Origin of the sequence: Actinomadura rubteroloni (genome assembly GCF_002911665.1) — a bacterium.
Taxonomy (GTDB): Bacteria; Actinomycetota; Actinomycetes; order Streptosporangiales; family Streptosporangiaceae; genus Spirillospora; species Spirillospora rubteroloni.
Window position 1 is genome coordinate 1,360,053 of record NZ_MTBP01000002.1, and the last position, 26,919, is coordinate 1,386,971.

A 26,919-nucleotide genomic window follows, 5' to 3' on the forward strand; every position below is an offset into this window, starting at 1 on the left:
ACTGATCCCATGCAACGCACGAACTTCGGGGCGATGGCCTGCTCCATCGCGCGCACGCTCGACGTGATCGGCGAGCCGTGGTCGCCGCTGATCCTGCGCGACGTCTGGGTCGGGATGACCAGGTTCGACCAGCTCCAGGCCGATCTCGGGATCTCCCGCAAGGTGCTGACCGAGCGGCTCGCGCATCTCGTCGGCCAGGGCGTGCTGGAACGCCGTCCGTACGACGCCCGTCCGCGCTACGAGTACCACCTGACGGCGAAGGGCACCGAGCTGGTCGACCTGCTCATGGTGATGACGCGCTGGGGTGACAGATGGCTGGCGGGCGAGGCGGGGCCGCCTGTGCTCTACCGCCACCGCGCATGCGGCGAGATCGGCACCGTGGACCTGCGCTGCCCGCACTGCGGGGCGCCGATGCACGCGGGCGACATCGACCTGCTGCCCGGCCCCGGCGCGTCCGGCCGGCCGCCGCAGGAGACGTCGCCCGCCGACGTCACGGACGAAGCAGGGACTTGACGGCGCGGCGCTCGTCCATCGCCCGGTACGCCTCGGCCGCCTCCTCCAGCGGCAGGACGAGGTCGAACACCCTGCCCGGGTCGATCCGCCGGCTCCAGATCAGGTCGATCAGCTCGGGCAGGAAGCGGCGGACGGGAGCGGGACCGCCGTGCAGGTGGACGGCCGCGAAGAACAGTTCGTTGCCCGGCAGCTCCACATCGTGCGACACGCCCACATAACCGACATGGCCGCCGGGACGCGTCGACCGGATCGCCTGCATCATCGACTCGTGCGTGCCGACCGCCTCGATCACGCCGTGCGCGCCGAGCCCGCCCAGCAGGTCCTTGAGCGCGGCGACGCCCGCGTCCCCGCGGTCGGCGATGACGTCGGTGGCGCCGAAGTCGATCGCGAGCTTCTGCCGGTCGGCGTGCCGGCTGAACATCACGATCCGCTCCGCGCCCATCTCCCGCGCGGCGAGGACGCCGAGCAGGCCGACCGCGCCGTCCCCGACGACCGCGACCGTCCGGCCGGGTCCCGCGGCGGCGGCGACGGCGGCGAACCAGCCGGTGCCGAGCACGTCGGACGCGGTCAGCAGCGACGGCACCAGGTCGGCGTCCGGGGGTCCGGGGGTGGCCACGAGCGTCCCGTCGGCCAGCGGGATCCGGGCATATTCCGCCTGCGTACCGATCGCCCCGATCGGTACGGCGTGCACGCAGCGGGACTGGTACCCGGCCCGGCAGATCTCGCAGGTGTTGTCGGAGGCGAAGAACGACCCGACGACGAAGTCCCCCGCCTTCACGTTCCGCACGTCCGCGCCGGTCTCCTCGACCACGCCGACGTACTCGTGGCCCATCGGCGCCGGGCCGGCGCTCTTGTCGACGCCGCGATAGGGCCACAGGTCCGATCCGCACACGCACGCGGCCGTCACGCGGATGATCGCGTCGGTCGGCTCGATGATCCGCGGGTCCGCGCGCTCCTCGACGCGCACGTCGCCGGGCCCGGTCAGAACCACTCCGCGCATGAGTCTCCTCCTCGTTCGGTGACGGGTGCTCGACGGGTGAGCGAGCCCCGGACCTTCCCGATCCGGGCGCCGTCCATGCAACCCGCACGACCGGGCGGTTGAGGAGAGTCCGTCGTTCCAGGGGTTGTCGGCACCCCCCTCGCCGGGCGCGCCGCTCGTAGCCTGGACGGCATGGACAACCGGGACGACATCCGCGAGTTCCTCACCTCACGCCGGGCGAGGATCACCCCGCAGCAGGCCGGGCTGCCCGTCTACGGGACGAACCGGCGCGTCCCCGGCCTCCGCCGCGAGGAGGTCGCGCTGCTCGCCGGGGTGTCGATCGACTACTACACGCAGTTGGAGCGCGGGCGGCTGGCGGGCGTGTCCGAGACCGTCCTGGACGCCGTCGCGCGGGCCCTGCGCCTCGACGACGCCGAGCGCTCGCACCTGTTCGATCTCGCCCGTGCGGCGAACGCGCCGGCACGTCCGCGGCGTCGGCCCGCGCCGAAGGTCCGCCCGGGGCTCCAGCGGCTGATCGACGCGCTGGTCGACGCGCCCGCGATGATCCGCAACGGCCGCATGGACGTCCTGGCCGCCAACCGGCTCGGCCGCGCGATGTACGCGCCGATCTTCCAGAGTTCCAGTCCCGCGAACGTCGCCCGTTTCCAGTTCCTGGATCCCGCCGCCGCCGACTTCTACACCGACTGGGACAGCGCCGCCGACATCACGGTCGCGCTCCTGCGCACCGAAGCGGGACGCGACCCCTACGACCGCAACCTCACCGATCTCATCGGCGAGCTGTCCACCCGCAGCGATGATTTCCGGACGCGCTGGGCGCAGCACAACGTCCGCATCCACCACACGGGCACCAAGTCCTTTCACCACCCGGCCGTCGGCGACCTCGCGCTTGACTACGAATCCATCGCGCTGCACGCCGACCACAACCTCCACCTCACCGTCTACACCGCGGCGCCCGGCACTCCCAGCGAGGACGCCCTGCGCCTCCTGGCGAGCTGGGCCGCCACCCACCTTCAGGAACACCGTCCCTGATCGGGGATCAAGGAGACCACCATGACCGGCACCAGCGGCGAGCGGCTGCACACCGTCAACGGCGTCGAGCTGTGCGTCGAGACCTTCGGGGACCGGACGGACCCGGCCGTCCTGCTCGTCGCCGGGTCGTCCGCCTCGATGCTGTGGTGGGACGCCCGGTTGTGCGAACGCATCGCGGCGGGCGGACGGTACGTCGTCCGCTACGACCACCGCGACACCGGCCGGTCGACCGCCTCTCCCCCGGGCGCACCGACGTACTCGTACACCGACCTGGCCCGCGACGCGCTCGGCATCCAGGACGTCCTGGGCATCGAACGCGCCCACCTGGTCTGCCAGTCGATGTTCGGCGGGATCGGCCTCATCCTCGGCGTGGACTACCCCGAGCGCGTCGCGTCCCTGACGTTCGTGTCGACCTCGACCGGCGCGGACGACCTCCCGCCGCCGTCGAGCGACCTGAAGATGCCGGACGAGCCGGACACCTCGGACACGGCGGCGGTCGTCCGGTACGTGGTCGCAAGCGCGAAAGCCTGCGCCGGCGGCCACTTCGACGAGCCCGCGATGCGCGCCCTGGCCGAACGCGACGTGGCGCGGGCGCGGAACTACGCGTCCACGCTGGTCAACCACTACGTCATCGACGTCGAAGGCCTGGTGCGCGGCGGCTTCGGCGACATCGCGGCGCCGACGCTCGTCGTCCACGGCGACCGCGACCCGCTCCTGCCGCTCCCGCACGGCGAGGCGTTGCGCGACGCGATCCCCGGCGCGGACCTGCTGGTCCTGGAAGGCGCCGGACACGACGTCCCCGAACCCGTATGGGATGCGTTCGTATCGGCCCTGCTGCACCACACGCGAAGAAACGTCCGGCGTGAGCGCCGCGCGGCTACCGGGGCGCGAAGCCGTTCTGAATGAGGTCGAAGGTCTCCTCTACGGCGGCCAGAGGGTCGTCCGCCTGCCGGGCCAGGGAGTAGGCCTCCAGCGCGAAGCGGGCGAGGGCGCGGCGGGCGGTCGCGGTGGCGGGGGCCTCGGGGTCCGCGGCGATGGCGGCGACGAGCGCCTGCTCGTGCCGGGCCTGCATGCGGGACGCGTAGCCGCGCAGCGCGGCCGAGTTCTCGACCAGGGTCCAGAACGCGATGGATTCCGGCGCGGAGAACCACCGGGCCGCGCTCAGCGCCTCGGCGCGCAGCGCGTCGATCAGCGACCGGCCGGGGGGCCGGTTCGCCACGGCGCCGACCAGGCGTTCCTCATGCTGCTCGTCCTGGTCGAAGACCAGTGCCTCCTTGGACGCGAAGTGCGCGAACACGGTGGTCACGGCGACGTCGGCTTCGCGCGCCACGTCCCGCATGCCGACCTCGTCGTATCCGCGCTCGGCGAAGAGACGCAGCGCGACCTCCGCGATGTGGTTCCGCGTCGCCGCCTTCTTGCGCTCCCGGCGCCCCGCCTTCGGATCCATCCGACCAGGATAGTAAAGACTAACGCGTTATGAAAACCTAACGTGTTAGCGTATGGTGGCGATATGACCACCACCGACGTACTCATCGTGGGAGCGGGCCCGACAGGCCTGATCACCGCTGCGGCACTGGCCCGCAAGGGGGCGCGCGTGCGCCTCGTCGACGCCCAGCCCGGACCCCAGATCGGAAGCCGCGGGAAGGGCGTCCAGCCGCGCACGCTCGAACTCCTGGACGGCTTCGACGTGGCGCGGCGCCTGCTCGCCGCCGGACGGTCCCGCCTGGTGATCCGCTACGTGGACCCCGACGGCACCGCGCACGAGCACGACATGACCAAGGGCGTCGAGCAGACGCCGACCACGCCGTTCGCCCGTCCGATGGTCCTTCCGCAGTGGCGACTCGAGGAAACCCTGCGTGACCTGCTCACGACGTACGGCGTCCGGGTCGAGTTCGGCACGCGCCTGACCGACATGCGGCCCGGCGGCGACGGCGTCGCCGTCGAACTCTCCTCGGGTGAGCGCCTGCGCGCCGGATGGCTGGTCGGCGCGGACGGCGGGTCCAGCACCGTCCGCAAGCTCGCGGGCGTGTCGTTCCTCGGCGTGACCCGCGAGGAGAAGCAGATGCTGCTCGGGGACTTCCGCCTCGACGGCGTCGACCGCGACTGGTGGCACGCCCGGCGCCGCTCGGGCGGTCAGCGCCTGTCGCTGGTGCCGCTGCCCGCGACGGACTCGTTCGTGCTCCAGGCCGAGATCAACGAGAGCGACGGCGACGTCAAGCCGACGCTCGCCACCTACCAGGCGCTCGTGGACGACGCCTACGGCCCCGGAACCGTCACCCTCCGCGAAGCCCTCTGGACCTCGCGCTGGCGCTACAACGAGCGGATGGTCGACCGCTACCGCGTCGGACGCGTCCTGCTCGCCGGAGACGCCGCCCACGTCCACGCGCCGGCCGGCGCCCAGGGCATGAACACCGGCGTTCACGACGGGATCAACCTCGGCTGGAAGCTGGCCGCCGTCCTCAACGGCGCCCCGGAATCGCTGCTGGACACCTACGAGCAGGAGCGACTGCCGATGGCGGCGGCCGTGCTCGGCCTCTCCAAGGAGCTGCTGACGCGCTTCTCCAAGTTCGAGGACGCCGACCTCGACGTGATGTCCGGCCTCGGGATCACCTATCGCGGCGGCCCGCTCAGCCCCGCCTGGGACGGCGCCGGCCCCCACCCGGGCGACCGCAGCCCCGACGCGACCTGCTCCCGGCCCGACGGACGCCCGGTGCGCCTGTTCGAGCTGCAACGCGGCGGCGACTGGACCCTCTACCGGTTCGGCGCCGGCCCACTGCCCGAGGTCGCGGGAGTCAACGCCTACTCGATCGGCACCGACCTGCTCGACCCGCACGCGGCGGCACGCAGCGCCTACCAGGCACTCGACGACGAGTTCGTCCTGGTCCGCCCGGACGGCCACATCGGACTGCGCACCACCGACGCGACGGCCGTCACCGCGTACCTGGCCACAGTGAGCTGACCGAAATCGGAGTCAGGAGCTTTCCTCGGCGGCGGTCTCGGCCTGGGCGCGGGCCTCGATGATGGCCTGCTCGGCCTTGGCGTGCGCGTCCACGACGATCTGGACGGCCTCTTCCGGCGTGTCCGTCAGGTGCAGAAGCCGGGGGTCGTCGGTGGAGACCAGGCCCCTGGTCAGGAGAGTTCCGTTGATCCAGTCGACCAGGGGCTGCCAGAACTCGCGGCCGACCAGGACGATCGGGAAGCGCGTGATCTTGCCGGTCTGGACGAGCGTCACCGCCTCGAAGAGTTCGTCCAGCGTCCCGAAGCCGCCGGGCAGGACGATGAACGCCTGCGAGTATTTGACGAACATCGTCTTCCGGACGAAGAAGTACCGGAACTCGAGGCCCACGTCGATGTGGTCGTTGAGCTTCTGCTCGAACGGCAGCTCGATGCCGAGCCCGACCGACAGCCCGCCGTCCTCGTCGCAGCCCTTGTTCGCGGCCTCCATGATCCCCGGACCGCCGCCGGTGATCACGGCGTAGCCCGCGCGGTGCAGCCGCGCGCCGATCTCGACGGCGAGGTCGTACTCCGGCGAACCGGGACGGATCCGTGCGCTGCCGAAGACGCTGACCGCCTTCGGCAACTCGGCGAGGAGCCCGAAGCCCTCCACGAACTCGGCCTGGATGCGCAGCACGCGCCACGGGTCGGCGTGCAGCCAGTCCGAGGGGCCGCGGCTGTCGAGGAGCCGCTGGTCGGTGGTGGTCTGCGGGACGGCGCGTCCGCGCAGCGTCGCCGGTCCCTGCCGGCGCGTCCCGGACTCGGTCTCAGATGCCATGGGGTCACCGTAGCCGGACCGGACGGGGCGTAACGGTGAATCCGCCGTCACGCCAGCCAGGCGAGCAGGCGACGTTCGCATTCCCCGATCAGCGGGATCTCGACGGACTCCTCCTGCGTGTGGGCGAGCGTCGGCTCGCCGGGGCCGTAGTTCACGGCGGGGACGCCGAGGGAGGCGAAGCGCGCCACGTCCGTCCAGCCGAGCTTGGCGCGGACCTCGGCGCCGCTGGCCGCGACGAACGCTGCGGCGGCCGGATGGGTGAGGCCGGGGCGGGCGGCGGGCGCGGCGTCCACGACCGTCACGGCGTACCCGGAGAAGACGGACCGCAGATGCGCCTCGGCGTCCGCCACGGACTTGTCGGGCGCGAACCGGTAGTTCACGGTGACGACGCACTCGTCCGGGATGACGTTGCCCGCGACGCCGCCGCGCACGAACACGGCGTTCAGGCCCTCGCGGTACTCCAGCCCGTCCACCACGGGACGCGTCGGCGAGTACGCGCGCAGGACGTCGAGGATCCCGCCCGCAGCGTGGATCGCGTTGGCGCCCATCCAGGCGCGGGCGCTGTGCGCGCGGGCGCCGGTCGCGGCGACCTCGACGCGCATCGTCCCCTGGCAGCCGCCCTCGATGAGACCGCCGGTCGGCTCCAGCAGGACCGCGAAGTCCCCGGCGAGCAGTTCGGGACGCCGTCCGGCGAGCCGCAGCAGCCCGTTGCGCTCCGCCTCGACCTCTTCGCACTCGTAGAACACATAGGTGAGGTCGCGCGACGGCGCCGTCAGCGCTGCCGCCAGCCGGAGCTGGACGGCGACGCCGCTCTTCATGTCCGACGTCCCGCACCCGTACAGCCGGGAGCCCTCGACGCGGGACGGCAGGTTCGCGTTCACCGGCACGGTGTCCAGGTGCCCGGCGAGGACGATCCGCTCCGCGCGGCCGAGGGTCGTCCGGGCGACGATCGTGTCGCCGTCCCGGTCCACCGTGAGGTGCGGCAGCGCGCGCAGCGCCGCCTCCACCAGGTCGGCGAGGTGCCCTTCGGCGCCGCTGACGGACGCGACGTCCACGAGCGCGGCCGTCAGGGCGGCGGCGTCGGAGCTGAGATCGAGGCCCATGGACGGCAAGGGTAACGGGACGGGGCCGCGCCGCCCCGTCCCGCCAGGTCAGGTGTCGAGGCCGTGGTCGCGCAGGATGCCGTTCAGCGCGGCCTTGTCGTGCCGCTGCCCGGGGTCGAGCCGCTTGAGGACGAGCACCGCCGGCAGCCCGAACGACCCGCCCGCGAACTCCTTGATGCGGGTGCCGCCGACCGCGACGCACCAGTCCGGGACGCGGCCCCGGCTGATCTCCTCGCCCGTCTCGACGTCGATGACCGGCATGGACGCCGACAGGTTCGTCCCCGAGCCGATCACCGCGCCGACGCCGACCCGCGCGCCCTCGACGATCATCGAGCGGCTGCCGATCATGGCCTCGTCGCCGATGATGACGGGCTTGGCGTTCGGGGGCTCCAGCACGCCGCCGATGCCCACACCGCCGGAAAGGTGGACGTTCTTCCCGATCTGCGCGCACGACCCGACCGTGGCCCAGGTGTCCACCATCGTCCCGGAGTCGACGTAGGCCCCGATGTTGGTGAACGACGGCATCAGCACGACGCCGGGCGCGAGGTAGGAGCCCCAGCGGGCGATCGCGCCGGGCACCACGCGGACGCCGTCCAGCCGCGTCTTCAGCGGGATGCGGTCGTGGTAGCGGAAGTCGCCGACCTGCGCCTGCACCATCCCGAGCACCTTGAAGCTCAGCAGGATCGCGCGCTTGGCCCGCTCGTCCACGACGACCTCGTCGGAGGCGTCGACGTGCGCGACCCGCGCCTCCCCGCCGTCGATCTGGTCGACGGCGGCGACCACGGCGGCGCGCGCGTCGGCGTCGTCGGGCGTGAGGCCGGCGCGCTTCTCCCACAGCTCGTCGATGACGGACGCGATCGGGCTGGTGAACGTTTCGGTCATGACCCCTGAGCTTAGTGGTGGCCCGATCCCGGTACGGTCGTCGCGTGGCTGCATCGGAGGGGCGGTTCCGGCGCTGGCGGTGGCCCGCCGTGGGTCTCGTCGTCGTGCTCGCGCTCGGCGTCGGCGCGTACGTGGGTTTCCAGCGGCTGCGGCCGTACCTGCACGGGACGAGCTGCGAGGTCCACACGTCCGTCGGCAGCCAGACCCTGGACGTCGACCAGGCCGAGAACGCCGCGACGATCGCGGGCGTCGCGTTCCGCAAGCAGCTCCCCGAGCGCGCCGCGGTGATCGCGTACGCGACGGCGTACCAGGAGTCGCGGCTGACGAACCTCGCGGGCGGCGACCGGGACTCGGTGGGCATGTTCCAGCAGCGTCCGTCGCAGGGCTGGGGCAGCCCGGAGAAGCTGCGCGACCCCGTCCAGTCCACGAGCAAGTTCTTCGACGCGCTCGTCAAGGTGAAGGACTACCTCGACCTGGACCTGCACGACGCGGCGCAGGAGGTGCAGCGCAGCGCGGACGGCACCGCCTACGCCCAGCACGAGGACCTCGGCGAACTGCTCGCGGCGGGCTTCACCGGACGCGAGCCGGGCGCCGTCCGGTGCTGGTACCCGCCGAACCGGGAGGTCCCGGCGCGGCGCGCGGACGCGATCCGCGAGCTGCGCCGCACGTTCGGCAGCAGGCTGCGGGTCCTGACGGCCGCGCAGGGCTCGCCGGCCCCGGCGGCGGACGCGGTCAAGGTCGGGACGCGCCGGTCCGGCTGGGCGGTCGCGGCGTGGGCGGTGACGCACGCGAAGGCGTACGGGCTGCGCGAGGTGCGGTTCGACGGACGGCGCTGGACGTCGCACGCGGGCCACGACGGCTGGACCCCGGACCACGGCGCGCAGGCCGACCGCGTGGTCATCCGCTGATCAGGGGTGGACGATCAGCCAGGTCGCGACGGCGGTCGTCGTGGCGGACCGGTTCCCGATCAGGTGCGGACGGTCGCACGGGAACGTGATCGAGTCGCCCGCGCCGAGCGTGACGACCTCCTCCGCGAACTCGATCGTGAGTTCGCCCGCGGTGACCGTCCCGACCTCGTAGCCCTCGTGCCGCAGCAGTTCACCGTGCGCGCCCGCTTGCGCGTTCGGCGGATAGGTCGACTCGAAGAACTCCACGCCGGACGTCGGGACGGGTGACAGCCGCCGGAACGTCACGCCGCCCGCCAGCCGCAGCGGCGCGACCTCGAACGCCCGGCGGATCGTGAACCGGCGCGGCGCGTCGTCCGGCTCCGGCGCGCGCGCCGCGACGGGTTCGAACACCTCCGCGAGCGAGACGCCGAGCACCGTCACGTACGTGATGAGGCGGCTGACGGACGGGCGCATCGTGCCGCGTTCGATCTGCGACACGGCGCTCGGCGAGATGCCGAGATCGCGGGCCACCGACCGCAGGGAGCGCCCGGCGCGCTCGCGCAGCTGGCGCAGGCGTGCGCCGAGGGCGGCGGCGTCCAGGGCCGACAGGTCCGGTTCAGCGCTCATGCGGGGGTTCCGGGCTCCGGTTCGTCTGTCACACGGGTTTTACAACGCCGAAATTTCCGGCCGCCTGTTCAGGCATAAGTTCACCCTAACCGTTAAGTGATTGCTTAACGGACCCGGTCCCCGCGAGGAATCGCCATGCCCGACAGCGCACCGGCCGCCGAGGCCGTCCGGCCCCCGGAACCCGTTCACGACCCGCGTCTGACCAACGAGGACCTCGCTCCGCTGCGCGAGCAGAACTGGTCCTCCTACAACATCTTCGCGTTCTGGATGTCCGACGTGCACAGCGTCGGCGGTTACGTCACCGCGGGCAGCCTGTTCGCGCTCGGCCTCGCGAGCTGGCAGGTGCTGATCGCGCTGCTCGCCGGCATCCTCATCGTGCAGTTCTTCTGCAATCTCGTCGCCAAGCCGAGCCAGGTCACCGGGGTTCCGTTCCCGGTCATCAACCGGTCGGTCTTCGGGGTGCGCGGCGCGAACATTCCGGCGGTCATCCGGGGGCTCATCGCGATCGCGTGGTACGGCGTCCAGACGTATCTGGCGTCGCAGTCCCTCATCATCGTCTTCCTGAAGTTCTGGCCGTCCACGGCGAGCTGGAACCAGCACACGTTCCTCGGCCTGCCCGCGCTCGGCTATGTCGCCTACGCCATTCTCTGGGTGGCGCAGGCGGCGGTGTTCTGGAAGGGCATGGAGGCCATCAAGCGGTTCATCGACTGGGCCGGCCCGGCCGTTTACGTCGTGATGATCGCGCTCGCGGTCTACCTCGTGGCGAAGGCGGGCTGGGGGAACATCAGCTTCAACCTGGCGCAGGGCAGGCACCTGGACGTCACCCACTCGTTCACGACGATGCTCAGCGCGATCGCGCTGGTCGTGTCGTACTTCTCCGGGCCGATGCTGAACTTCGGCGACTTCTCCCGCTACGGAAAGTCGTTCGACGCGGTGAAGCGCGGCAACCTGCTCGGGCTTCCGGTGAACTTCCTGTTCTTCTCGCTGCTCACCGTCATCACCGCGTCCGCGACGGTCCCGGTGTTCGGGGAACTCATCACCGACCCGATCCACACGGTCGAGCGCATCGACACGACGTTCGCGATCCTGCTCGGCGGGCTCACGTTCGTCATCGCGACGGTCGGCATCAACATCGTGGCGAACTTCATCTCGCCCGCGTTCGACTTCTCCAACGTCAATCCGCAGAAGATCTCCTGGCGGACGGGCGGAATGATCGCGGCGGTCGGCTCGGTGGTCCTCACGCCGTGGAACTGGTATTCCAACCCGACCGCGATCCATTACACGCTCGACCTGCTCGGCGCGCTCATCGGGCCGCTGTTCGGCGCGCTCATCGCGGGCTACTACATCGCGAGCAGGCAACGCGTCGCAGTGGACGACATGTTCACGCTCGACCCGCGCGGACGCTACTGGTTCCGGCGCGGCTACAACCCGAACGCGGTGTGGTCGCTGGTCGCGGGCGGGGTGCCCGCCATTCTCGCGGTGCTCGTCCCGAAACTCGTTCTCGACCTGGACGTCGCGACCGTCGACGTCACCTGGATCTCGAACTATTCCTGGTTCATCGGCTGCGGTCTCGGCTTCGTCACCCTGGCCCTGCTGGAGCGGAGCCGACCCATGATCAAGGTGATGGACCCGGCATGATCCGGATCACCCTGGTCAACCCCAACACCGCCCGGGAGATGACCGAGGCCATCGGCCGCGGCGCCCGGGCGGTCGCGGCGTCCGGGACCGTCGTCACGGCCGTCGGCCCGGCGATGGGCCCGGCCTCGGTGGAGAGCCACTACGACGCGGCGCTCGCCGTCCCGGGCGTGCTCGCCGAGATCGCGGCGGCACCGGACGCCGACGGTTTCGTCATCGCCTGTTTCGGCGACCCGGGGCTGGACGCGGCGCGCGAGGTCGCGTCCGGGCCGGTCGTCGGGATCGCCGAGGCCGCGATGCACACGGCGACGCTGCTCGGACGCGGGTTCAGCATCGTCACGACGCTGGCCCGGACGATCGGCCGTACCGAGGAGCTGGCGCACCGCTACGGCTTCGCGGCGGCGTGCCGGGGCGTGCACGCGTGCGACGTGCCCGTGCTGGAGCTGGACTCGCCGTCCGCGCGCGCCGCCGTCCTCGACCGGTGCGCCGCGGCGCTGGCGACGGACCGCTCGGACGTGCTGGTGCTCGGCTGCGCGGGCATGACCGAACTGACCGGGGCGATCTCGGCGAAGCTCGGCGTCCCGGTGGTGGACGGCGTGGCGGCGGCGACCAAGCTCGTGGAATCGCTGGTCGCGCTGGGCCTGCGGACGAGCACGCACGGCGAGTACGCGCCGCCCCCGCCCAAACCGCAGGCGGGGCTGCTGGCGGAGTTCACCCGGTCTTTCGAGTAAACACTGACGTCTGTTAGTGTTCGCGGCGGCCGACTTCCCAGGGAGCCGCGACATGCGCAGCCTCGCCGTCCTCACGACCGCCCTCCTGCTGCTCACGAGCGCCGTCGTCCCGGCCCGCGCCGCCGCGCCCGGCGGGTACGGGATCAGCGTGCAGCGCAACCTGACGATCAGGCTGCACGACGGGACGGTCCTGCGCGCGGACGTCCACTCCCCCGCCGACCCGTCCACCGGCAAGCCCGCCGCCGGCCGGTTCCCGGTGATCGTCGGGTTCACGCCGTACGGGAAGACGCCGTCCGCGCTGGCGGGCGGCGCGGGCATGGGCGGGTTCAACCCCGACCTCGTCCGCCACGGCTACATCGCGGCGGTCGTGGACGTCCCCGGGACGGGCGGGTCCGAGGGCGCGTTCGACCTGTTCAGCCCGGCGGAGGCCAAGGCCGGGGCGCAGGTCGTCCGGTGGGCGGCGCGGCTGCCCGGCGGCGACGGCAAGGTGGGGATGCTCGGGCTCTCCTATGTCGCGATCGACCAGCTCTTCACCGCCGCCGAGGTCGGGCCGAACTCGCCGCTCAAGGCGATCTTCCCGATGGCCGCGACCGCCGACCCCTACCGCGACCTGTTCACGAGCGGCGGCGCGCTGAACGTCCTGTCGCCGCTCGGCCTGGTGTTCGGGTACGGGGTGACGCGCACGCTGACGCCGTTCCTGGAGCTGCCGTTCGACCCGGCGACCGCGCTGACCCTCGCCTACCAGCACCTTCTCCAGGCGGGGCCGTTCGAGCTGACGATGGCGCGGGACATGCTCACCAATGGGTCCCGGCGCTACTTCGACGCGTGGTGGAAGGAACGCGCGCCCGACCGGCTGCTGTCGCGGATCGTCGCGAACGGCGTCGCGGTCTATCTCGTGGGCGGTCTGTACGACGTGTTCCAGCGCGGGGAGCCGCAGCTCTACAGCGGGCTGCAGAACGCGGCGGCGGGACGTCCGGTGACCGCGCCGATGAAGCCCGGCCAGCCGGTGTCGTCCAAGTACCAGCTCCTCACCGGGCCGTGGACGCACGGCGGGATGGGCGGCGGTTACGACCTGTCCGCGTTGCAGCTCCAGTGGTTCGACCACTGGCTCAAGGGACGCGACAACGGAATAACCGACACCCGTACGCCCCTGCACGTCGTCGAGCCGGGCGGCGCGAAATACTCCACCGCCACGTACCCGCTCTCCGACGCGCGCCTCCAGCGCCTGTCGTTGCAGTCCGGCGGACGTCTCACGTCGGACGCCCCCGGCGCCGGACCGGGCGACACGATCAAGTACACCCCGCTGTCGGACCCCTGCACGCGCTCCACCGACCAGTTCGCGGCGGGCCTGCTCTCACAGCTCCTCGAAGGGATCGGGATGCCGGGCGTCTGCACCGGCCCGCAGCGCAAGCCCACTTCCGGGGACGGCGAACGCACCTACAGCACCGCGCCGCTGACCCGTCCGCTGAAGCTGGCGGGGCCGATCGGCGCGACGCTGCGCGCGTCGTCCACCCGTCCCGAGACCCTGTTCGCCCTCACCCTGGAGGACGTGGCCCCCGACGGCCGCTCCACCGACCTCTCCGGCGGCGCCCAACTGGGCTCCCTGCGCGCCCTGGACCGCACGCGCTCCTGGCCGGCCCGCGACGGCGACTGGATCAGCCCCTACCACGTCCTGACCAAGGCGTCCCGCAAGCCCGTGAAGCCCGGCGAGATGACGCGCTACGACGTCGAGGTGCGTCCGACGTTCGCGACCGTCCCGGCGGGCCACCGCCTGCGCCTGCGCGTCGCGACCGCCGACTTCCCGCACCTCGTCCCGCTCGCCGACCTCCCCGACCTCTTCGGCGGCGCCTACACCCTCGGCCCGTCCACCCTGACCCTCTCCACCCGCCCCTGACCCCTCGGCTCAGGCCACGCGAATGGAGTGCGGACCGACACTGATCGTCACGTCGACGTGCCCGCCGAGCGCAGCGGCGTACGCCCGCAGCGTCTCCAACCCCATCGCGCGGCCTCCTTTTGCTTCCGCGCAGGTGGTCAGCGGCGGCGGGTGGGGGCGGGGGGTGGGGTGAACCAGTCGGGGTCGGTGTCGGGGGTGGCGGCGTCGAGCCAGGCGCGCAGGACGATCAGGAACTCCAGGTGCAGGTCCGGGTCCTGGAAGGAGCCCTGGAAGAGTTCGTCCAGGCGGCGCAGGCGGGTGCGGATCGTCTGGGGGTGGACGTGCAGGCGTTCGGCGGCGGCCTGCGCGTTGAAGCTGTGCTCCATCATCGCCTGGAGGGTCTCGGCGTAGGCGTGGCGCTTGCCGGGGCGCAGTTCGTGCAGCGGGGCCAGGCGGCGCGCGGCGATGTGCGTGACCAGTTCGGGGTCCTGGAGGATCACCAGGGCGGGCATGTGGTCGGTGGCGCGGACGAGGCCTTCGCCGGGGAGCCGGCCCGCGCCCGCGAGCGCCAGCGTGCGGCGCGCCCAGGCCAGGGAGCGGGCGGCGCGGGCGACCGCGACGGTCGGGCCGACGGCGGCGGCGCGGCCCGCCAGCGCCGCGGCGAGCTGCGCGGCGCGGCCGGGGCCGTCGGGGTCCGGGACGACCAGGCACGGCTCGGTCAGGTACAGGCCCTCCAGCACGTCGGGCGCGAGGCCCCACGGGCGGCGCTGGTCCTCGTCGTCGCCCGACAGCACCACGACCGCGACGGCGCGCGGCAGGTGCCACTGCGCCTGCCGGGCGAGGCGGGCCAGGTCGTCGGCGTCGGGTTCGGCGTCGCCGAGCAGGACGCCGACGAGCGCCCGCCGCGCGCGGTCCAGGTCACCGGCCGCGTCGCCGCCGCGCACGTCGGCGCGGCCCTGCGCCGCCGCCGCCATGATGCGGTTGACGAACGGGAAGACTTCTTCGATCACCCGCCCGTACGACGCGGTGGAGATCAGGTCCCACGGCGCGAGGACGCGGGTCAGGTGCCGGACGAGCACCCGCGCGGCGATGTTCACGGCGTTCTGGAGCGTGAGCAGGCTCCGTCCGGCGCGGGTCTCGTCGGCGCCGAGCCGGGCGAAGAACGCGAGGACGGCGTCGTCGTCCAGGTCGGGACGGGCGAGGGAGTCCACGAAGTGGCCGATCCCGATGCCGATCGCCAGCTCCAGCCCGTGCTGGACGTCCTCGGACGCGTACACCGACAGCTCACGGCGGATCGCCTCGGCGGCCTCCCGGCTGATCACCGGCGCGACCTCGGCGAGCAGCGTCGCCGGGCCGTCGCCGGACGCGTCGCCCCCGGCCGCGCCCCGGGAAACGGCATGGCCGGCGGACCGGACGCCCTCCAGCTCCCGAGTTCCGATCACCACGCAGCACCGCCAATCTATGTTCCATAGATTTATGGACCATACAGTGAGACAAGGGGCAGGGGTTGTCAAGAGCCCCCTCGAACGAACCACTCACTCAGTGAGCGCTTCCGCCTGTTGGTGTCCGATAGTAAGCCGACGAAACGCCATATTCTCACTGAACGAAGTTCAAGTGCGACACAACGTTCACAACGCGTGTCGCCGAGGGGCGTCCGGGAGACTCGACGGCACCCGCCGTCCGGTCACGACGTGCGCCGCATATGCATGAACCGGAGCTTCGTGTACCACGGAACGGCGGCATGATCCGCGAGCGGCCGGGTCGGTAACGTTCCCCGGCGACGCGGCGATGAAGGCGTGAAAGGTCCACTACGTCTCGACCGACGCCGAGGGGGTTCACGTGACCCGCATGGCCCGCCCGCCGACGCGCGGCGCGCGGCGGGGCCCGCCCGTCAGGACGGCCCGGGGTCCTTCGGCGTCAGCGGGACCTCCTTGGGAAGAAGGTCGAGGAACGTCTCGATCCGGTCGCTGAACGCCGCCTGGATCCGCGCGTGCAACTCCTGGGCGAGCATCCCCTGGATGGCCTCCATCCCGAGCGGGCGGAGCCGGGCGATGAGCTTGGCGATCTCCGGCAGGTCCGCGCGGGCGGCGAGCTGTGACGGGTCCTCCAGGTCGGCCTGCTTCACGGCCAGCGCGACGAACCGGTCGGCGATCGTGGCGCAGTCCGCGCGGAGTTCCCCGGCGATGTCGTAGATGCTCGACAGCGGGACACCGGCGGCGTGCAGTTCGACCCCGACGCGGAACAGCCGCGGGCTCGGCACCTCGAAGCGGTCGCCCGCCCAGCGGATGAAGCCGAGCTCCTCGGCGCGGGCCAGCATCGGGAACAGCTCGGGCGACTTGCCCGCGAAGTCGTCCTCCACGAGGCCGGGGACGAAGATCTCGACGACCTCGGAGATGCTCAGGTACTCCGGCTCCTCGCCCGACCAGGGCTCGGTCAGCACGCGCTCGACGCCGAGCACGTCCGCGAGGTTGTGGCCGCTCTCCCAGGCCGACAGCATCTCGCCGATGCTCGCGAGCGTGAAGCCCCGCTCCTGGAGGTTCCCGATGACGCGGATGCGCGCGAGGTGCGAGTCGTCGTAGTAGCCCGTGCGGCCCTTCATGCGCGGCGGGGGGAGCAGGCCGCGCTCCTGGAACGCGCGCACGTTCCGGACGGTCGTGTCGGCCATGCGCGCGAGATCGTCGATTCGGTAGCTGTCCATACCCGCTTCTGATCTAGGTCGGCGTCGCCGTTGACGACACTCATCCTAGGCACATCGGCGGCCATACCCCACCTGCGCGTGGGCCATGGATGCATGGAAGATAAGCGCTTCCGCCCTGCTCGGCGGGGCGCGGACGGGCCCGTCCGAACCGGCTGCGGACGGACCCGGACACCGGACCGGTCAGATGTTGAACCAGCCGGGGAGCTTGGCGCCCCACATCATGTCGCCGGCCAGCTTGATCTTGCCGCTCATCACGGCCTGGACGCCCGACAGCTTGCCCGCGCACAGCCGCAGCAGGTCGGCGGCGGTGAGGGTGAGCGTGACGCGCGGCTTGTCGGCCGGGCCGGCGTACCGCGTGGCCGTGCCGTTCTCCACGACGATGTGGTAGACGTGCTCGGCCCCGTCGACGCGCACGTTCCACTGCACGACGCCGCTCTCGTTGCCCGCGCGGGCCGCGACGAAGTGCCCCGCCATGAGGTCGAACACCCGGTCCAGCAGCCGCTCGGCGCCGATGACGCCGACGAACCCGTTGATCGTTCCCTCGTCCGCGCCGGGGGCGTCCAGGATGCCGCGCAGTTCGGCGGGCGACGCGATCTCGTCGAAGAGGGCGTTGACGGCGGCGGTGTCGTTGAGGTCGATCGCGATCTCGGTCATGGGGCTCCTCGTGCTGGCCGGACGGTCGTCCGGGGACCGGGGACCGGCGGGCCGGCCCCGGGAACAGGTTCACGGGCGAGCCGGCCGGGCTCCACCCGCGACATGTATATCCCTTCGTTTGACGGCACAAAATGCGATGGCACATAAATTCGCGTCCGGAAACGCTCACCCAACACAAGGGGCTCCACGAAGGTCAGCGCGCGGCCGGGCGGCGACGTCACATCCGTCACGTTGGAACGGTGCGGCCGGATCGTGTCACCGACCGGACTGCGGCGCCGGACCCCCTCCACGGAACGCGACCCGCGTGCCTACGCTGAAGGCTCCCTGCGCGCCCGCCACTCGGTGCGCATTCCCCCCAGGAGTCGTCGATGCCGCTCGCGACCGCCACCGCGCCTCCCATCGAGGCCCACCATTTACTGGTCTTCCTGCTCCAGGTCGGCGTCCTGCTGACCCTGGCGATCGCCCTCGGGCGCCTCGCCGCACGCTTCGGCCTGCCCCCGGTCGTCGGGGAACTGACCGCCGGGATCCTCGTCGGCCCGACCCTGTTCGGCCGGGTCGCCCCCGACGCCGCGCACTGGCTGTTCCCGGCCGACCCGTCCCAGGCCCATCTCCTGGACGCCGTCGGCCAGGTCGGCGTCCTGCTGCTCGTCGGCCTCACCGGGATCGAGATGGACCTCGGTCTCGTCCGGAGACGCGGTGTCACGGCCCTGCGGATCAGCCTCGCCGGGCTCGTGATCCCGTTCGTCGCCGGGGTCGGGCTCGGCTACGTCCTGCCGGACCTGCTCGGCGGGGGCCGCGCCGGGGCCGACACCGACGTGTTCGCGCTGTTCCTCGGTGTGGCGATGTGCGTCAGCGCCCTTCCCGTCATCGCCAAGACGCTGATGGACATGAACCTGCTGCACCGCAACATCGGGCAGCTCACCCTCACCGCGGGCACCGTGGACGACGCGTTCGGCTGGGTCATGCTGTCCGTCGTGTCCGCGATGGCGGCGGGCAGCTCGGCCGGGCACGACGCGGTGCTCGCGGTGAGCCGGCTCCTGCTCGTGCTCGTCGTCGCCGTGCTCATCGGACGTCCGCTGGCCCGGCTCGTCCTGCGGACCGCCGGCGACTCCCCCGAACGGACGATCGCGGTCGCCGCCGCGATGATCCTGCTCGCGGGCGCCGCGACGCAGGCGCTCAAGCTGGAGGCCGTGTTCGGCGCGTTCCTGTGCGGGCTGCTCATCGCGGGCACCGGCCGGTTCGCGCGGACGCGCACCGCGTCGCTGCGGACGGTCGTCCTCGGCTGCCTCGCACCGATCTTCTTCGCGACGGCCGGACTCCGCATCGACCTCGGCGCCCTGCGCCACCCGAAGATCGCGCTGGCCGGGGTGCTGATCCTCGTCGTCGCGATCGTCGGCAAGTTCGCCGGGGCCTATCTGGGCGCCCGGCTCAGCCGTCTCAACCGCTGGGAGGCCCTGGCGCTCGGCGCGGGCATGAACGCGCGCGGCGTGATCGAAGTGATCGTCGCGACCGTCGGCCTGCGCCTCGGCGTCCTCGACTCCGCCACCTACACGATCATCGTGCTCGTCGCCGTGGTCACCTCGGTGATGGCCCCGCCGCTGCTGCGCATGGCGATGGACCGCGTGGAGCACACCGCGGAGGAACAACTCCGCCTGGAGAACCGGACGACCGAACCCGCGACCGAGTAGCACGCCCGTGGCCCACCCGTCCCCCGGCGGGTGGGCCACCCGGTCAGGCCGTCGTGAGGGCCACGGTCGGCGACAGCCGCGCCGCCCGCATCGCCGGGTAGAGGCCCGCGATCGTCCCGATGACGAGCGTCGCGCCCACCGCGCCCCCGAAGGACCAGGCCGGGACGACCGGCGGCCACCCCCGGTAGGACGCGAACGCCACGGTCGCCGCGCCGCCCAGCACCGCGCCCGCCACGCCGCCGAGCGCCGACAGCAGCAGCGACTCGGTGAGGAACTGCGTGCGCACCTGGCCGCGCGTCGCGCCCAGGGAGCGGCGCAGACCGATCTCGCGGCGTCGTTCCAGCACCGAGATCACCATCGTGTTCGCCACGCCCACCCCGCCCACCAGCAGCGCGACCGCGCCGAGGCCGAGCAGCAGGTTCGTGAACGCGCTGCCCGCCGCCGCCTTCGCCGCCAGGGCGTCCGACGGACGGCTGACGTTCACCTCCTCGGGGTTGCGCGGGTTCACCGTGCGCGCGAGGACGTCCCGGACGGCCTCCACCGACACGTCCGTGGACCGCTCGTAGATCTTGGTGGGGTGAGCGTCGAAGCCGAGGTAGCGGCGTGCCGCGTCCCAGCCGACGAGCACGGACCGGTCGATCTCGGGCGCGAGCGGCAGCGGGTTCAGCACCCCGACGACCGTGAACCACCGGCCGCCGATCCACACCTGCGCGCCGACGCTGTCGACGCCGAGCCGCTTGACCGCCTCGGCGCCGAGGACGACCGCCGGGTACCGCGCGGTGGCGGTGTTGAGCCACGTCCCGGACCGGACGGACCCGTCCAGCGTCCGCAGCAGTTCCGGCGATGTCGCCCGGACGCCGAGCCCGCCCGTGGACTCGGCGTCGATGAGGGGGCTGCGCCGGACGGTCGCCTCCAGGTTCCCCGTCGCCGACACCGTCAGCACCGGCCCGATCCTGCGGGTCATCTCCACCGACTTCAGCGGCAGCTTCGCCGAGTCGCCGAACATCGTCTGGCCGGGCTCGACCGTGAGCATGTTCGTGCCGAGCCGGTCGATCTGGTCCAGCAGTTGCTCGCGGCTGGAGGAGGAGATCCCGATGACCGCGACCATCGTCGCGATGCCGATCGCGATGCCGAGCGCCGACAGCACGACCCGCGTGGGCCGCGACCGCAGCCCCGACATGCCCGTCCGGACGACGTCGCGCGGCGCGAGCCGCGCCGGGGACAGCTTCGCGAGCGCCGTCACCGCGGCACCCCCGCGCCGGTGAACGCGCCGACCGTGCGGCCCGTGCCGGCGCCGCCGTCGCCGACGATCCGGCCGTCGCGGACGCGGACCTGGCGCGGCGCCCACTGCGCGATCTCCAGGTCGTGCGTGATGATCGCGATGGTCGTCCCGGACGCGTGCAGGTCGCGCAGCACGCCGAGCACCTCCGCGCCCGCCGCGGTGTCGAGGTTGCCGGTCGGCTCGTCGGCGAGCAGCAGCGACGGCGCCCCCGCGACGGCCCGCGCCACCGCGACGCGCTGCCGCTCCCCGCCCGACAGCTCGTTCGGACGGTGCCCGACGCGGTGCCCGAGCCCGACCCGCTCCAGCGCCGCCCGCGCCAGCTCCCGCCGTCGGCGCAGCGACACGCCGCCGTACAGGAGGCCGTCGGCGACGTTGTCCAGCGCGGACACCCCGTCGGCGAGGTGGAACGACTGGAACACGAACCCGATGTGCCGGGCGCGCAGCGCCGACAGCTCCCGGTCCGACAGGGCCGCGACGTCGTAGCCCGCGATGCGGACCGTCCCGCCGGACGGGCGGTCCAGCGTCCCGACCAGGTGCAGCAGCGTCGACTTCCCCGACCCCGACGGCCCGACGATCGCCGTCAGCTCGCCCTCCTCCACCACGAGATCGACGCCGCGCAGCGCCTCGACCCCGCCCGGGTACACCTTCGTCACGCCGGCCAGCTCCACGATGTTCACGAGCGCGGCACCTCGACCTTCATGCCCTCGCGCAGGCCCTCGCCGCTGATCTCCACGCGTCCGCCGCCGTAGGTGCCGGTCTCGACCGGGACGATCCGCTTGGCCGCGCCGTCGACCACCTCGACGCCGAACCCGCCCTCGCGGAGCCCGAGCAGCGCCTCGACCGGCACCGACAGGACCCCGGCCGCGCGGTCGCTCTCCAGCTCGACGCTGACGGGCGCCTGGTCGAGCCCGCCGGTCGCCTCGCCGCTCAGCGTCACGTAGACGTCGATCGTCGCGGTGTCGTCCTTCTCGGTCCCCGCTTTCGCGACCTTCCCGACGGACGAGATCCGCCCCCGGACCCGTTTGCCGCTCGGCATCTCGACCGTCACCCGCGCGCCCTTCTTCGCCAGGGACTGCTTGGACGTGGCGAGCGGAATGTGGACGATCGGCCGCGTCCCGGTGATCGTCATGGCCTTCATGCCGGGCGACACCCGTTCGCCCTTCTCCGCCTGGACGTCGCCGACCCGGACGGCGCCGGGCTGGAACACGATCTGCCCCGCCTCCACGGCGCCCGTCTCGGTGAGGCCGAGGTCGTCCTGCCACTCCTTGACCGCCGCCGCCGTCGCCGCCGTGAACTTCTTGTCCACGGTGATCCCCGAGCCGTAGCCGAGGGCGCGGAGGTTGCTTTCGAGCTGGTAGACGTCCTTGCCGTCCGCGACGCCGTCGCGCAGCGTCCGGTAGGACGGCATCGACCCGTAGAGGAGGATGAGCGGCTTGTTGTCCACGCGCAGCAGCACGTGCCCCCGCGTGACGACCGACCCCTCGCTCGCCGCCCAGGTGACGGTGCCCTGGCCGGGCGCGGAGATGTCGCGCGACCCGGTGTAGGTCAGGTTCCCGTCCACCGACTCGGTGTCGATCACGTCCCCGCGAGTGATCGGTGCCGTGGTGACCGGGCTCGTGTTCGCCGTGGCCGGGGCGTTCCCGCCGTCCCGCGTCGCGAGCACGACGGCCGTGCCGCCCGCGGCGAGCGCGAGCGCGACCGCCGACGCGACGTAGGGGCCGCGCCCCCGGCGCCGCCGTTGCGCCCGGCCCGGCGGCGGCGCCCCGCTCCCCGTCGGCGGCGCGTCGCTCACCGGCGCGCTCACTTGCGGATTTCCGGGTACTTCTGCTGGCACTCCTTCTGCGCCTGCTCGACCTTCTTCGGGTCCATGCCCTCCTTCACGTTCATGCGCATGCCGCCGTTCTCGTCCGGGTCCTTCGCGTCGAGGCCGTGGTCGCGCAGGCACTGCGCCATCTTCACCATCTGGTCGAGTTCCTTGGCGGTGGGCTTGTGCCCGCCCATCCCGCCCTGCTGGAGGAACTTCCCGCATTTCTTCTGCGCGGCGTCCATGTCGACCTTGCCCTTGCCCTTGCCCTCGGCCTTGATGCTGATCTTGCCGGGGTTGTTCGGGTCCGGATCCTCGACCTGGACGCCGTTCTGGCGCATGCACTGGGCGAACTTGAGCTGCGCGTCCTCCTGGCTCAGCGTCGCCGTGGGCGAGGCCGTGCCTTTCGCCTTGCCGCCGTTCACGCTGGCGACGCCGTCGTTCTTGGGGCCGTTCCCGCACGCGGAGAGCGTCAGCAGGGCCGGGAGCAGCGCGGCTGCGAAGAGCGTTCTGATTCTCATGGGTCCTCGATTTCCGAACGCGGCGCCGTGCCGCGGCGAGGACCATGCAATCGCCCGGGGGATTAAAACAAGATTAGGGCCGCCGGAGCGGCGGAAACGGGCCGTCCAACCGCTCCGGCGGAGCGTTTGGACGGCCCGGGAACCGCTACAGTCCGCGCCAGACCGGTTCGCGTTTCTCGGCGAACGCGCGCGGGCCCTCGTCGGCGTCGAGGCTGCGGCGGCGGCGCTCCTCCCACACGTAGGACGCGGTGAACGCGTCCTCCAGCGGCAGGTCCAGCGACGTCAGGACGGCCTCCTTGATCGCCCGCACCGACAGCGGCGCCGCGCGGATGAGGTCGCCCGTCCACTCGGCGACGGCGTCGTCCAGCCGCTCGGCCGGGACGACCTCGTTGACAAGCCCGAACCGCAGCGCGGTCGCGGCCGACAGCCGGCGGCCGGTCAGCAGATGGCCCATCGCGAGCTTCAGCGGCAGTTGCCGGGGCAGCCGGAACGCGCCGCCCGCGCCCGGCACCAGGCCCAGCCGGACCTCCGGCAGCCCGAACACCGCCCGTTCCGAGGCGATGATCAGGTCGCACGCCAGCGCCAGCTCGAAGCCGCCGCCGAGCGCGTACCCGTCCACCCGGGCCAGCACCGGCTTGGACAGGGTGAACCGCTCGGTGAGCCGGGGCCAGCCGGGCTGGCCGCGGCTGCCGAACGTGGTCGGCGGGGCGCCGTCGCCGCTCAGCCGCGCCCGCTCCTTGAGGTCCTGCCCGACCGAGAACGCCCGGTCCCCGGCGCCGGTGAGGACGGCGACGCGGACCTCGTCGTCGGCCTCGACGTCGTCCCAGACCGCCGCCAGTTCCTCGTGCGTGCGCAGGTCCATCGCGTTGAGGACCTCGGGACGGTCGAGGGTCACGTACGCGACGTGGTCCTTCTTCTCGTACCGGACGCGGGGGCCGCCGCTCACGACGTCCCCTTCCCGGCGAACCGTCCCACCTTGGTGATGACGTCCTCCCCGTACAGGCGCAGCGCCTGCTGGAGCGCGAACTCGGCCATGTAGGCGCGGAACGCGTCCGGCGGCTCCTCGGCGAGGTTGATCATCCGCCGGTTGACGAGCACGGCCGGGGCCGACAGGTCGGCGACGGCGCGCTCGGCCGCCGCGTCCAGGGCGTCCGGCTCGCACACCTCGTCGAGGACGCACCGCGCGTCCGGCTCGGACGCGTGCAGGCGCCGTCCGTGCAGGATGACCTGGCGCGACAGCCGGGGGCCGCCGCACCTCCCGAGCCGGAAGTTGCCCGCGCCCGGGATGATGCCCTCCTTCGCCGCCGGGAGGCTGACGTAGGAGTCGGCCGCGGCGATGACGTGGTCGAACACGTAGAGGAGCTGCGCGCCGCCGCCGATGGCGAACCCGTCCACGACCGCGACCCACGGCTTCTCGACCGTCGGCGTGTGCCAGGCGCCCGGACGGTCCGTCAGCACCCCCCGGACGATCTTGCTGATGTAGCCGAGTTCGCGCCGCAGCAGGAACCCGACCAGCGGGATGTCGCCCGAGTGCAGCATCTTCAGGTTGATGCCCGCGCTGAACACGCGCCGTCCCCGGTACCGGGGATGGGACATCTCGCCGCCGCGCAGCACCCCGACCCGGACGTCCGGGTCCAGCAGCGCGAGGTCGACGGCCGTCTCCATGTCCTCGACCTGCCGCTCGTCCTCGGCGTTGAGGCGGTCGTCGCGGCACATCGTCAGGTGCGCCGCGCCGTCGCGGCGCTCCAGGACGACCGCCTCCATCGCGACGCGGCCCGTCCGGCGGAACTCCGGCAGCAGGTCCAGCGCCCGCCGGGTCGGACGCAGCATCGCGTCCAGCAGGTGCGGACCCGCGACCGGCGACCGCAGGACCGCGCGCAGGAAGATGCCCTGGTCGATCTCGTGGCCCTCCTTGGCGGCCTGCTCCCGTCCGCGCTCCTCCTTGAGCCGGACGGCGTCCGGGACGAGGCCGGGGAAGGCCGCCGCGGCGGCCTCCACCAGTTCCTCGATCCGCAGGTAACGCGTGCGGTCCGCCGTCAGCTCCGCGTACACGTCGTCGGCGTGCGCGGCGAGGAACCGCGTCCGCAACGCCCGCGCCTCCTCGTGCGCGGCGGCGGCAGCGGCACGCTGCTCGGGCGCGCGGCGGGCGGGCACGGGCAGCGCCGCGAGCAGATCATCGACCCGCCCCGCCGCCGCCGAAACCGCCGCCCGCCCAGCCGCGAACAACTCAGTCACTGTGTCTCCCGCGAGCCTGCGGCGCGCTTCAAGCCGCGCGCTTCCCTCGTCGCTCTGGTCGCAAGCTCCCGCCGCTCCTCAGTCCAGCGCGCGGCGCGCGCCTTCGGCTCGCTCACTGTGCCTCCCGCGAGCCTGTGGCGTGTGGTGCGGGGGCGGTCATGGTGTCCCCTGTCCGGTGGCGCGGCGCAGGGCCCGCTCGCATGCGGCCAGGTGCTGGCCGAGTGCGTCGTCGAAGCTCATGGACGCGGCGTCGGCGAGCAGGCGGCGGCGGATCGCCAGTTCCGTCCCGGACAGGCCGGACGCGGCGGACGCCAGCGCCGCGACCGCCTCGACGGCGTCCTCGGCGATCTCGTCCAGCAGGCCGAGCGCGCGGGCGTCGGCCGTCTCGACCGGCACGCCGAGCAGCGCCGCGCGGCGGACGGCCCCGAAATCGCGGCGGGCCAGCCGGAACAGGGTCATGCCGGGCCAGGTCGCGTCGCCGTCCACCGGGACGAGCAGCCGGGTGCCCGGCGCGGCCACCCGGAAGTCGGCGGTGAGCAGGGCGTCCAGCGCGACCCCGCCGACGTCGCCGCGCGCGACCGCGACGATCGGGGCGGGCAGCCGCTCCAGCCGCCGCAGCGCCCGCTCCCACTTGCTGACCTGCGCGACGCCGAGCCCGGCGACGCGGTCGGGGCCGGGCGCGCCGGACACGTGGACGATCACGACGCCCGTGCCGGCCGCGTCCTCGACCCGGTCGCAGAGCGCGCCGACCTCCTTGACGGGCGCGGCGGCCAGGGGCGCGGCGCCGTCCACCTCGATGACGAACTCGTCGGCGCTCACCACTGGACCAGCGCCGTCTCGATCGTGGAACCGGGACCCATCGTCATCAGCACTCCGTACTCGCCCGGCGCGGTCACGCCCTCGCGGAGCAGTCGTTCGTAGGAGAAGAGGAAGGAGCCGCTCGACACGTTGCCGTGGTCGCGCAGGACGCCCGTCGTGTGCCGGACGTCGTGCCGGCTGAGCCCGAGGTTCACCACCACCGCGTCGATGACCTTCTTGCCGCCGGAGTGGACGAGCCAGTGCCGGACGTCGCTGCGCCGCAGGCCCGTCCCGGCGAGCAGCCGGTCGACGACCAGTTCGGCGTGCGCGCCGACGACGTAGGGGATGTGGGGGTCGAGGTAGAAGCTGAAGCGGCCCTGGTCGCGGTCCCAGTCGTAGCGCATCGCGTCGATGGCGTCCGGGATGAGGCAGCTCGCGAACTTCAGGACGCGCGGGCCCTCGGGGCCGCCGGTCTCGCCGGGGGCCGGGGCGCGGACGGCGAGCGCGGCGGCGCCGTCGCCGAACAGGCTGTTCACGACGGCGGTGCGCATCGTGCCGTCCATCGCGTACGCGGCCGAGCACGCCTCGGCGCAGACCACGACGGCCAGTTCGCCCGGGTGCGCGGCGGACCAGCCCGCGACGACGTTCAGCGCGTTCAGCCCGGCGTTGCAGCCCATCCCGACGATGTCGGAGCGGCTGGTGTGCCGGTCGAGGCCGAACTCGCGGATGATCAGCGCGGAGAGGCCGGGGGTGAGGAAGCCGGTGGAGGTGACGCAGCACAGGTGGCGGACGTCCGACAGGTCCGCGCCGATGCTCTTGAGGCAGTCGACCAGCGCGGCGCCGCCCATCTCGACGGCCATCGCCTTGTGCTTGTCGAGCAGGTCGCCCTGCGGCTCGGACGCGCGGACGCCGTCGGGACCGGGCGCGGGCAGCGCGAGGTTGCGGCGCTCGATCGCGCTGTTGAGGAACACCGACCGGACCTTCGGGTCGGTGATGTCGAAGGCGTCGAGCACCTCGCGCTGCGTGAACGACGTGGCGGACGCGGCCGTCGCGACGCCGAGCAGGCGCGGCGCCGGGGCGGGCTGGGGGATACCCGGCACGGGCAGGACGCCCGGGGCGAGAAGATCGGCGGTCAGCGGTTCCGCGGATAAGACGCGGTCGGCGACGGCTTCGATTTCGACGGTCAT

General features: G+C 72.6%; 26 protein-coding genes. 9 read left to right on the top strand and 17 right to left on the bottom strand.

Going from position 1 to position 26,919, the window contains the following annotated elements:
• Positions 1–9: 9 nt before the first annotated feature.
• Positions 10–513 carry a winged helix-turn-helix transcriptional regulator gene (locus tag BTM25_RS17910; protein ID WP_103564005.1) on the top strand — a complete coding sequence of 168 codons (504 nt, stop codon included), beginning with the start codon at positions 10–12 and terminating at the stop codon, positions 511–513.
• On the opposite strand, the gene BTM25_RS17915 is transcribed toward BTM25_RS17910, so the two are convergent.
• The gene (locus BTM25_RS17915; RefSeq protein ID WP_103564006.1) at positions 491–1,513 is read right to left on the bottom strand and encodes a zinc-dependent alcohol dehydrogenase family protein; all 1,023 of its coding nucleotides are present in this window, start codon (positions 1,511–1,513) and stop codon (positions 491–493) included. The genes BTM25_RS17910 and BTM25_RS17915 overlap by 23 nt on opposite strands.
• Before the next feature lie 171 nt (positions 1,514–1,684).
• Between BTM25_RS17915 and BTM25_RS17920 the strand changes: the two genes are divergently transcribed.
• Both BTM25_RS17920 and BTM25_RS17925 read left to right on the top strand, forming a co-directional pair.
• Complete coding sequence (locus BTM25_RS17920; RefSeq protein WP_103564007.1) at positions 1,685–2,542, top strand: helix-turn-helix transcriptional regulator; 858 nt, start codon at positions 1,685–1,687, stop codon at positions 2,540–2,542.
• A gap of 21 nt (positions 2,543–2,563) precedes the next feature.
• Positions 2,564–3,448 carry an alpha/beta fold hydrolase gene (locus tag BTM25_RS17925; protein ID WP_103564008.1) on the top strand — a complete coding sequence of 295 codons (885 nt, stop codon included), beginning with the start codon at positions 2,564–2,566 and terminating at the stop codon, positions 3,446–3,448.
• Here BTM25_RS17925 and BTM25_RS17930 read toward each other — a convergent pair.
• A complete protein-coding gene (locus tag BTM25_RS17930) occupies positions 3,420–3,989 on the bottom strand; it encodes a TetR/AcrR family transcriptional regulator (RefSeq protein WP_103564009.1) in 570 nt (189 codons plus the stop codon). The genes BTM25_RS17925 and BTM25_RS17930 overlap by 29 nt on opposite strands.
• Positions 3,990–4,052: 63 nt before the next feature.
• Here BTM25_RS17930 and BTM25_RS17935 point away from each other — a divergent pair, with 63 nt between their 5' ends.
• On the top strand, positions 4,053–5,501 hold the full coding sequence (locus BTM25_RS17935) for an FAD-dependent oxidoreductase (protein ID WP_103564010.1): 1,449 nt from the start codon (positions 4,053–4,055) through the stop codon (positions 5,499–5,501).
• 12 nt (positions 5,502–5,513) lie between these two features.
• Here BTM25_RS17935 and BTM25_RS17940 read toward each other — a convergent pair whose 3' ends face one another.
• The 3 genes from BTM25_RS17940 to BTM25_RS17950 are packed head-to-tail and all read right to left on the bottom strand — an operon-like array spanning position 5,514 to position 8,299.
• Positions 5,514–6,314: an LOG family protein gene (locus tag BTM25_RS17940; RefSeq protein ID WP_103564011.1), complete on the bottom strand. Its 801-nt coding sequence runs from the start codon at positions 6,312–6,314 to the stop codon at positions 5,514–5,516.
• A 47-nt stretch (positions 6,315–6,361) separates the two neighbouring features.
• Positions 6,362–7,417, bottom strand: coding sequence for a succinyl-diaminopimelate desuccinylase (gene dapE / locus BTM25_RS17945; RefSeq protein ID WP_103564012.1), 1,056 nt, complete (start codon positions 7,415–7,417; stop codon positions 6,362–6,364).
• Between the two features lie 48 nt (positions 7,418–7,465).
• Positions 7,466–8,299 carry a 2,3,4,5-tetrahydropyridine-2,6-dicarboxylate N-succinyltransferase gene (locus BTM25_RS17950; protein ID WP_103564013.1) on the bottom strand — a complete coding sequence of 278 codons (834 nt, stop codon included), beginning with the start codon at positions 8,297–8,299 and terminating at the stop codon, positions 7,466–7,468.
• A gap of 44 nt (positions 8,300–8,343) precedes the next feature.
• On the opposite strand from BTM25_RS17950, the gene BTM25_RS17955 reads away from it, so the two are divergent.
• Positions 8,344–9,207, top strand: a complete 864-nt coding sequence (locus BTM25_RS17955; protein ID WP_235828460.1) for a hypothetical protein — start codon at positions 8,344–8,346, stop codon at positions 9,205–9,207.
• Here BTM25_RS17955 and BTM25_RS17960 read toward each other — a convergent pair whose 3' ends face one another.
• Entirely contained in the window at positions 9,208–9,813 is a 606-nt protein-coding gene (locus BTM25_RS17960; protein ID WP_103564014.1) for a helix-turn-helix domain-containing protein, read from the bottom strand.
• Positions 9,814–9,948: 135 nt separating this feature from the next.
• On the opposite strand from BTM25_RS17960, the gene BTM25_RS17965 reads away from it, so the two are divergent.
• Genes BTM25_RS17965 through BTM25_RS17975 form a run of 3 tightly spaced genes read left to right on the top strand, consistent with a single transcriptional unit; the run spans position 9,949 to position 14,073 of the window.
• Positions 9,949–11,451: an NCS1 family nucleobase:cation symporter-1 gene (locus BTM25_RS17965; RefSeq protein WP_103564015.1), complete on the top strand. Its 1,503-nt coding sequence runs from the start codon at positions 9,949–9,951 to the stop codon at positions 11,449–11,451.
• On the top strand, positions 11,448–12,179 hold the full coding sequence (locus BTM25_RS17970; protein ID WP_205648136.1) for an aspartate/glutamate racemase family protein: 732 nt from the start codon (positions 11,448–11,450) through the stop codon (positions 12,177–12,179). Before BTM25_RS17965 ends, BTM25_RS17970 begins: the two co-directional genes overlap by 4 nt.
• Positions 12,180–12,231: 52 nt before the next feature.
• Positions 12,232–14,073 (top strand): CocE/NonD family hydrolase, encoded by a 1,842-nt coding sequence (locus BTM25_RS17975; RefSeq protein WP_103564016.1) that lies wholly within the window; start codon positions 12,232–12,234, stop codon positions 14,071–14,073.
• 137 nt (positions 14,074–14,210) lie between these two features.
• On the opposite strand, the gene BTM25_RS17980 is transcribed toward BTM25_RS17975, so the two are convergent.
• The 3 genes from BTM25_RS17980 to BTM25_RS17990 form a co-directional block, all read right to left on the bottom strand.
• The gene (locus tag BTM25_RS17980; RefSeq protein ID WP_235828461.1) at positions 14,211–15,497 is read right to left on the bottom strand and encodes a PucR family transcriptional regulator; all 1,287 of its coding nucleotides are present in this window, start codon (positions 15,495–15,497) and stop codon (positions 14,211–14,213) included.
• A 446-nt stretch (positions 15,498–15,943) separates the two neighbouring features.
• Positions 15,944–16,750: a MerR family transcriptional regulator gene (locus BTM25_RS17985; protein WP_103564017.1), complete on the bottom strand. Its 807-nt coding sequence runs from the start codon at positions 16,748–16,750 to the stop codon at positions 15,944–15,946.
• Positions 16,751–16,930: 180 nt separating this feature from the next.
• Positions 16,931–17,404 carry an SCP2 sterol-binding domain-containing protein gene (locus BTM25_RS17990; protein WP_103564018.1) on the bottom strand — a complete coding sequence of 158 codons (474 nt, stop codon included), beginning with the start codon at positions 17,402–17,404 and terminating at the stop codon, positions 16,931–16,933.
• 368 nt (positions 17,405–17,772) lie between these two features.
• On the opposite strand from BTM25_RS17990, the gene BTM25_RS17995 reads away from it, so the two are divergent.
• Entirely contained in the window at positions 17,773–19,092 is a 1,320-nt protein-coding gene (locus BTM25_RS17995) for a cation:proton antiporter (protein ID WP_103564019.1), read from the top strand.
• A 43-nt stretch (positions 19,093–19,135) separates the two neighbouring features.
• Here BTM25_RS17995 and BTM25_RS18000 read toward each other — a convergent pair whose 3' ends face one another.
• The 8 genes from BTM25_RS18000 to dpgA all read right to left on the bottom strand — a co-directional run bounded on the left by BTM25_RS18000 (position 19,136) and on the right by dpgA (position 26,919).
• Positions 19,136–20,272, bottom strand: coding sequence for an ABC transporter permease (locus tag BTM25_RS18000; protein ID WP_103564710.1), 1,137 nt, complete (start codon positions 20,270–20,272; stop codon positions 19,136–19,138).
• A 59-nt stretch (positions 20,273–20,331) separates the two neighbouring features.
• Positions 20,332–21,051, bottom strand: a complete 720-nt coding sequence (locus BTM25_RS18005; RefSeq protein ID WP_103564020.1) for an ABC transporter ATP-binding protein — start codon at positions 21,049–21,051, stop codon at positions 20,332–20,334.
• The gene (locus BTM25_RS18010; RefSeq protein ID WP_235828462.1) at positions 21,048–22,166 is read right to left on the bottom strand and encodes an efflux RND transporter periplasmic adaptor subunit; all 1,119 of its coding nucleotides are present in this window, start codon (positions 22,164–22,166) and stop codon (positions 21,048–21,050) included. The genes BTM25_RS18005 and BTM25_RS18010 overlap by 4 nt, the downstream gene beginning before the upstream one ends.
• An 8-nt stretch (positions 22,167–22,174) precedes the next feature.
• Complete coding sequence (locus BTM25_RS30370) at positions 22,175–22,699, bottom strand: hypothetical protein (RefSeq protein ID WP_235828463.1); 525 nt, start codon at positions 22,697–22,699, stop codon at positions 22,175–22,177.
• Between the two features lie 145 nt (positions 22,700–22,844).
• Positions 22,845–23,645 carry an enoyl-CoA-hydratase DpgD gene (gene dpgD / locus BTM25_RS18015; protein WP_103564022.1) on the bottom strand — a complete coding sequence of 267 codons (801 nt, stop codon included), beginning with the start codon at positions 23,643–23,645 and terminating at the stop codon, positions 22,845–22,847.
• Entirely contained in the window at positions 23,642–24,934 is a 1,293-nt protein-coding gene (gene dpgC / locus BTM25_RS18020) for a (3,5-dihydroxyphenyl)acetyl-CoA 1,2-dioxygenase DpgC (protein WP_103564023.1), read from the bottom strand. Before dpgC ends, dpgD begins: the two co-directional genes overlap by 4 nt.
• 156 nt (positions 24,935–25,090) lie before the next feature.
• On the bottom strand, positions 25,091–25,753 hold the full coding sequence (gene dpgB / locus BTM25_RS18025) for an enoyl-CoA-hydratase DpgB (RefSeq protein ID WP_103564712.1): 663 nt from the start codon (positions 25,751–25,753) through the stop codon (positions 25,091–25,093).
• Complete coding sequence (gene dpgA, locus BTM25_RS18030) at positions 25,750–26,919, bottom strand: 3,5-dihydroxyphenylacetyl-CoA synthase DpgA (protein WP_103564711.1); 1,170 nt, start codon at positions 26,917–26,919, stop codon at positions 25,750–25,752. Before dpgA ends, dpgB begins: the two co-directional genes overlap by 4 nt.

Coding starts and splice junctions, on each gene's coding strand:
- BTM25_RS17930 (WP_103564009.1), bottom strand. CDS start 3,989: ATGGATCCGAAGGCGGGGCGCCGGGAGCGCAAGAAGGCGGCGACGCGG.
- BTM25_RS17915 (WP_103564006.1), bottom strand. CDS start 1,513: ATGCGCGGAGTGGTTCTGACCGGGCCCGGCGACGTGCGCGTCGAGGAG.
- BTM25_RS17925 (WP_103564008.1), top strand. CDS start 2,564: ATGACCGGCACCAGCGGCGAGCGGCTGCACACCGTCAACGGCGTCGAG.
- BTM25_RS17950 (WP_103564013.1), bottom strand. CDS start 8,299: ATGACCGAAACGTTCACCAGCCCGATCGCGTCCGTCATCGACGAGCTG.
- BTM25_RS17910 (WP_103564005.1), top strand. CDS start 10: ATGCAACGCACGAACTTCGGGGCGATGGCCTGCTCCATCGCGCGCACG.
- BTM25_RS17970 (WP_205648136.1), top strand. CDS start 11,448: ATGATCCGGATCACCCTGGTCAACCCCAACACCGCCCGGGAGATGACC.
- dpgA (WP_103564711.1), bottom strand. CDS start 26,919: ATGACCGTCGAAATCGAAGCCGTCGCCGACCGCGTCTTATCCGCGGAA.
- BTM25_RS17965 (WP_103564015.1), top strand. CDS start 9,949: ATGCCCGACAGCGCACCGGCCGCCGAGGCCGTCCGGCCCCCGGAACCC.
- BTM25_RS17985 (WP_103564017.1), bottom strand. CDS start 16,750: ATGGACAGCTACCGAATCGACGATCTCGCGCGCATGGCCGACACGACC.
- BTM25_RS17940 (WP_103564011.1), bottom strand. CDS start 6,314: ATGGCATCTGAGACCGAGTCCGGGACGCGCCGGCAGGGACCGGCGACG.
- BTM25_RS30370 (WP_235828463.1), bottom strand. CDS start 22,699: ATGAGAATCAGAACGCTCTTCGCAGCCGCGCTGCTCCCGGCCCTGCTG.
- BTM25_RS17975 (WP_103564016.1), top strand. CDS start 12,232: ATGCGCAGCCTCGCCGTCCTCACGACCGCCCTCCTGCTGCTCACGAGC.
- BTM25_RS17920 (WP_103564007.1), top strand. CDS start 1,685: ATGGACAACCGGGACGACATCCGCGAGTTCCTCACCTCACGCCGGGCG.
- BTM25_RS18000 (WP_103564710.1), bottom strand. CDS start 20,272: ATGTCGGGGCTGCGGTCGCGGCCCACGCGGGTCGTGCTGTCGGCGCTC.
- BTM25_RS17990 (WP_103564018.1), bottom strand. CDS start 17,404: ATGACCGAGATCGCGATCGACCTCAACGACACCGCCGCCGTCAACGCC.
- dapE (WP_103564012.1), bottom strand. CDS start 7,417: ATGGGCCTCGATCTCAGCTCCGACGCCGCCGCCCTGACGGCCGCGCTC.
- BTM25_RS17960 (WP_103564014.1), bottom strand. CDS start 9,813: ATGAGCGCTGAACCGGACCTGTCGGCCCTGGACGCCGCCGCCCTCGGC.
- BTM25_RS17995 (WP_103564019.1), top strand. CDS start 17,773: ATGCCGCTCGCGACCGCCACCGCGCCTCCCATCGAGGCCCACCATTTA.
- BTM25_RS17935 (WP_103564010.1), top strand. CDS start 4,053: ATGACCACCACCGACGTACTCATCGTGGGAGCGGGCCCGACAGGCCTG.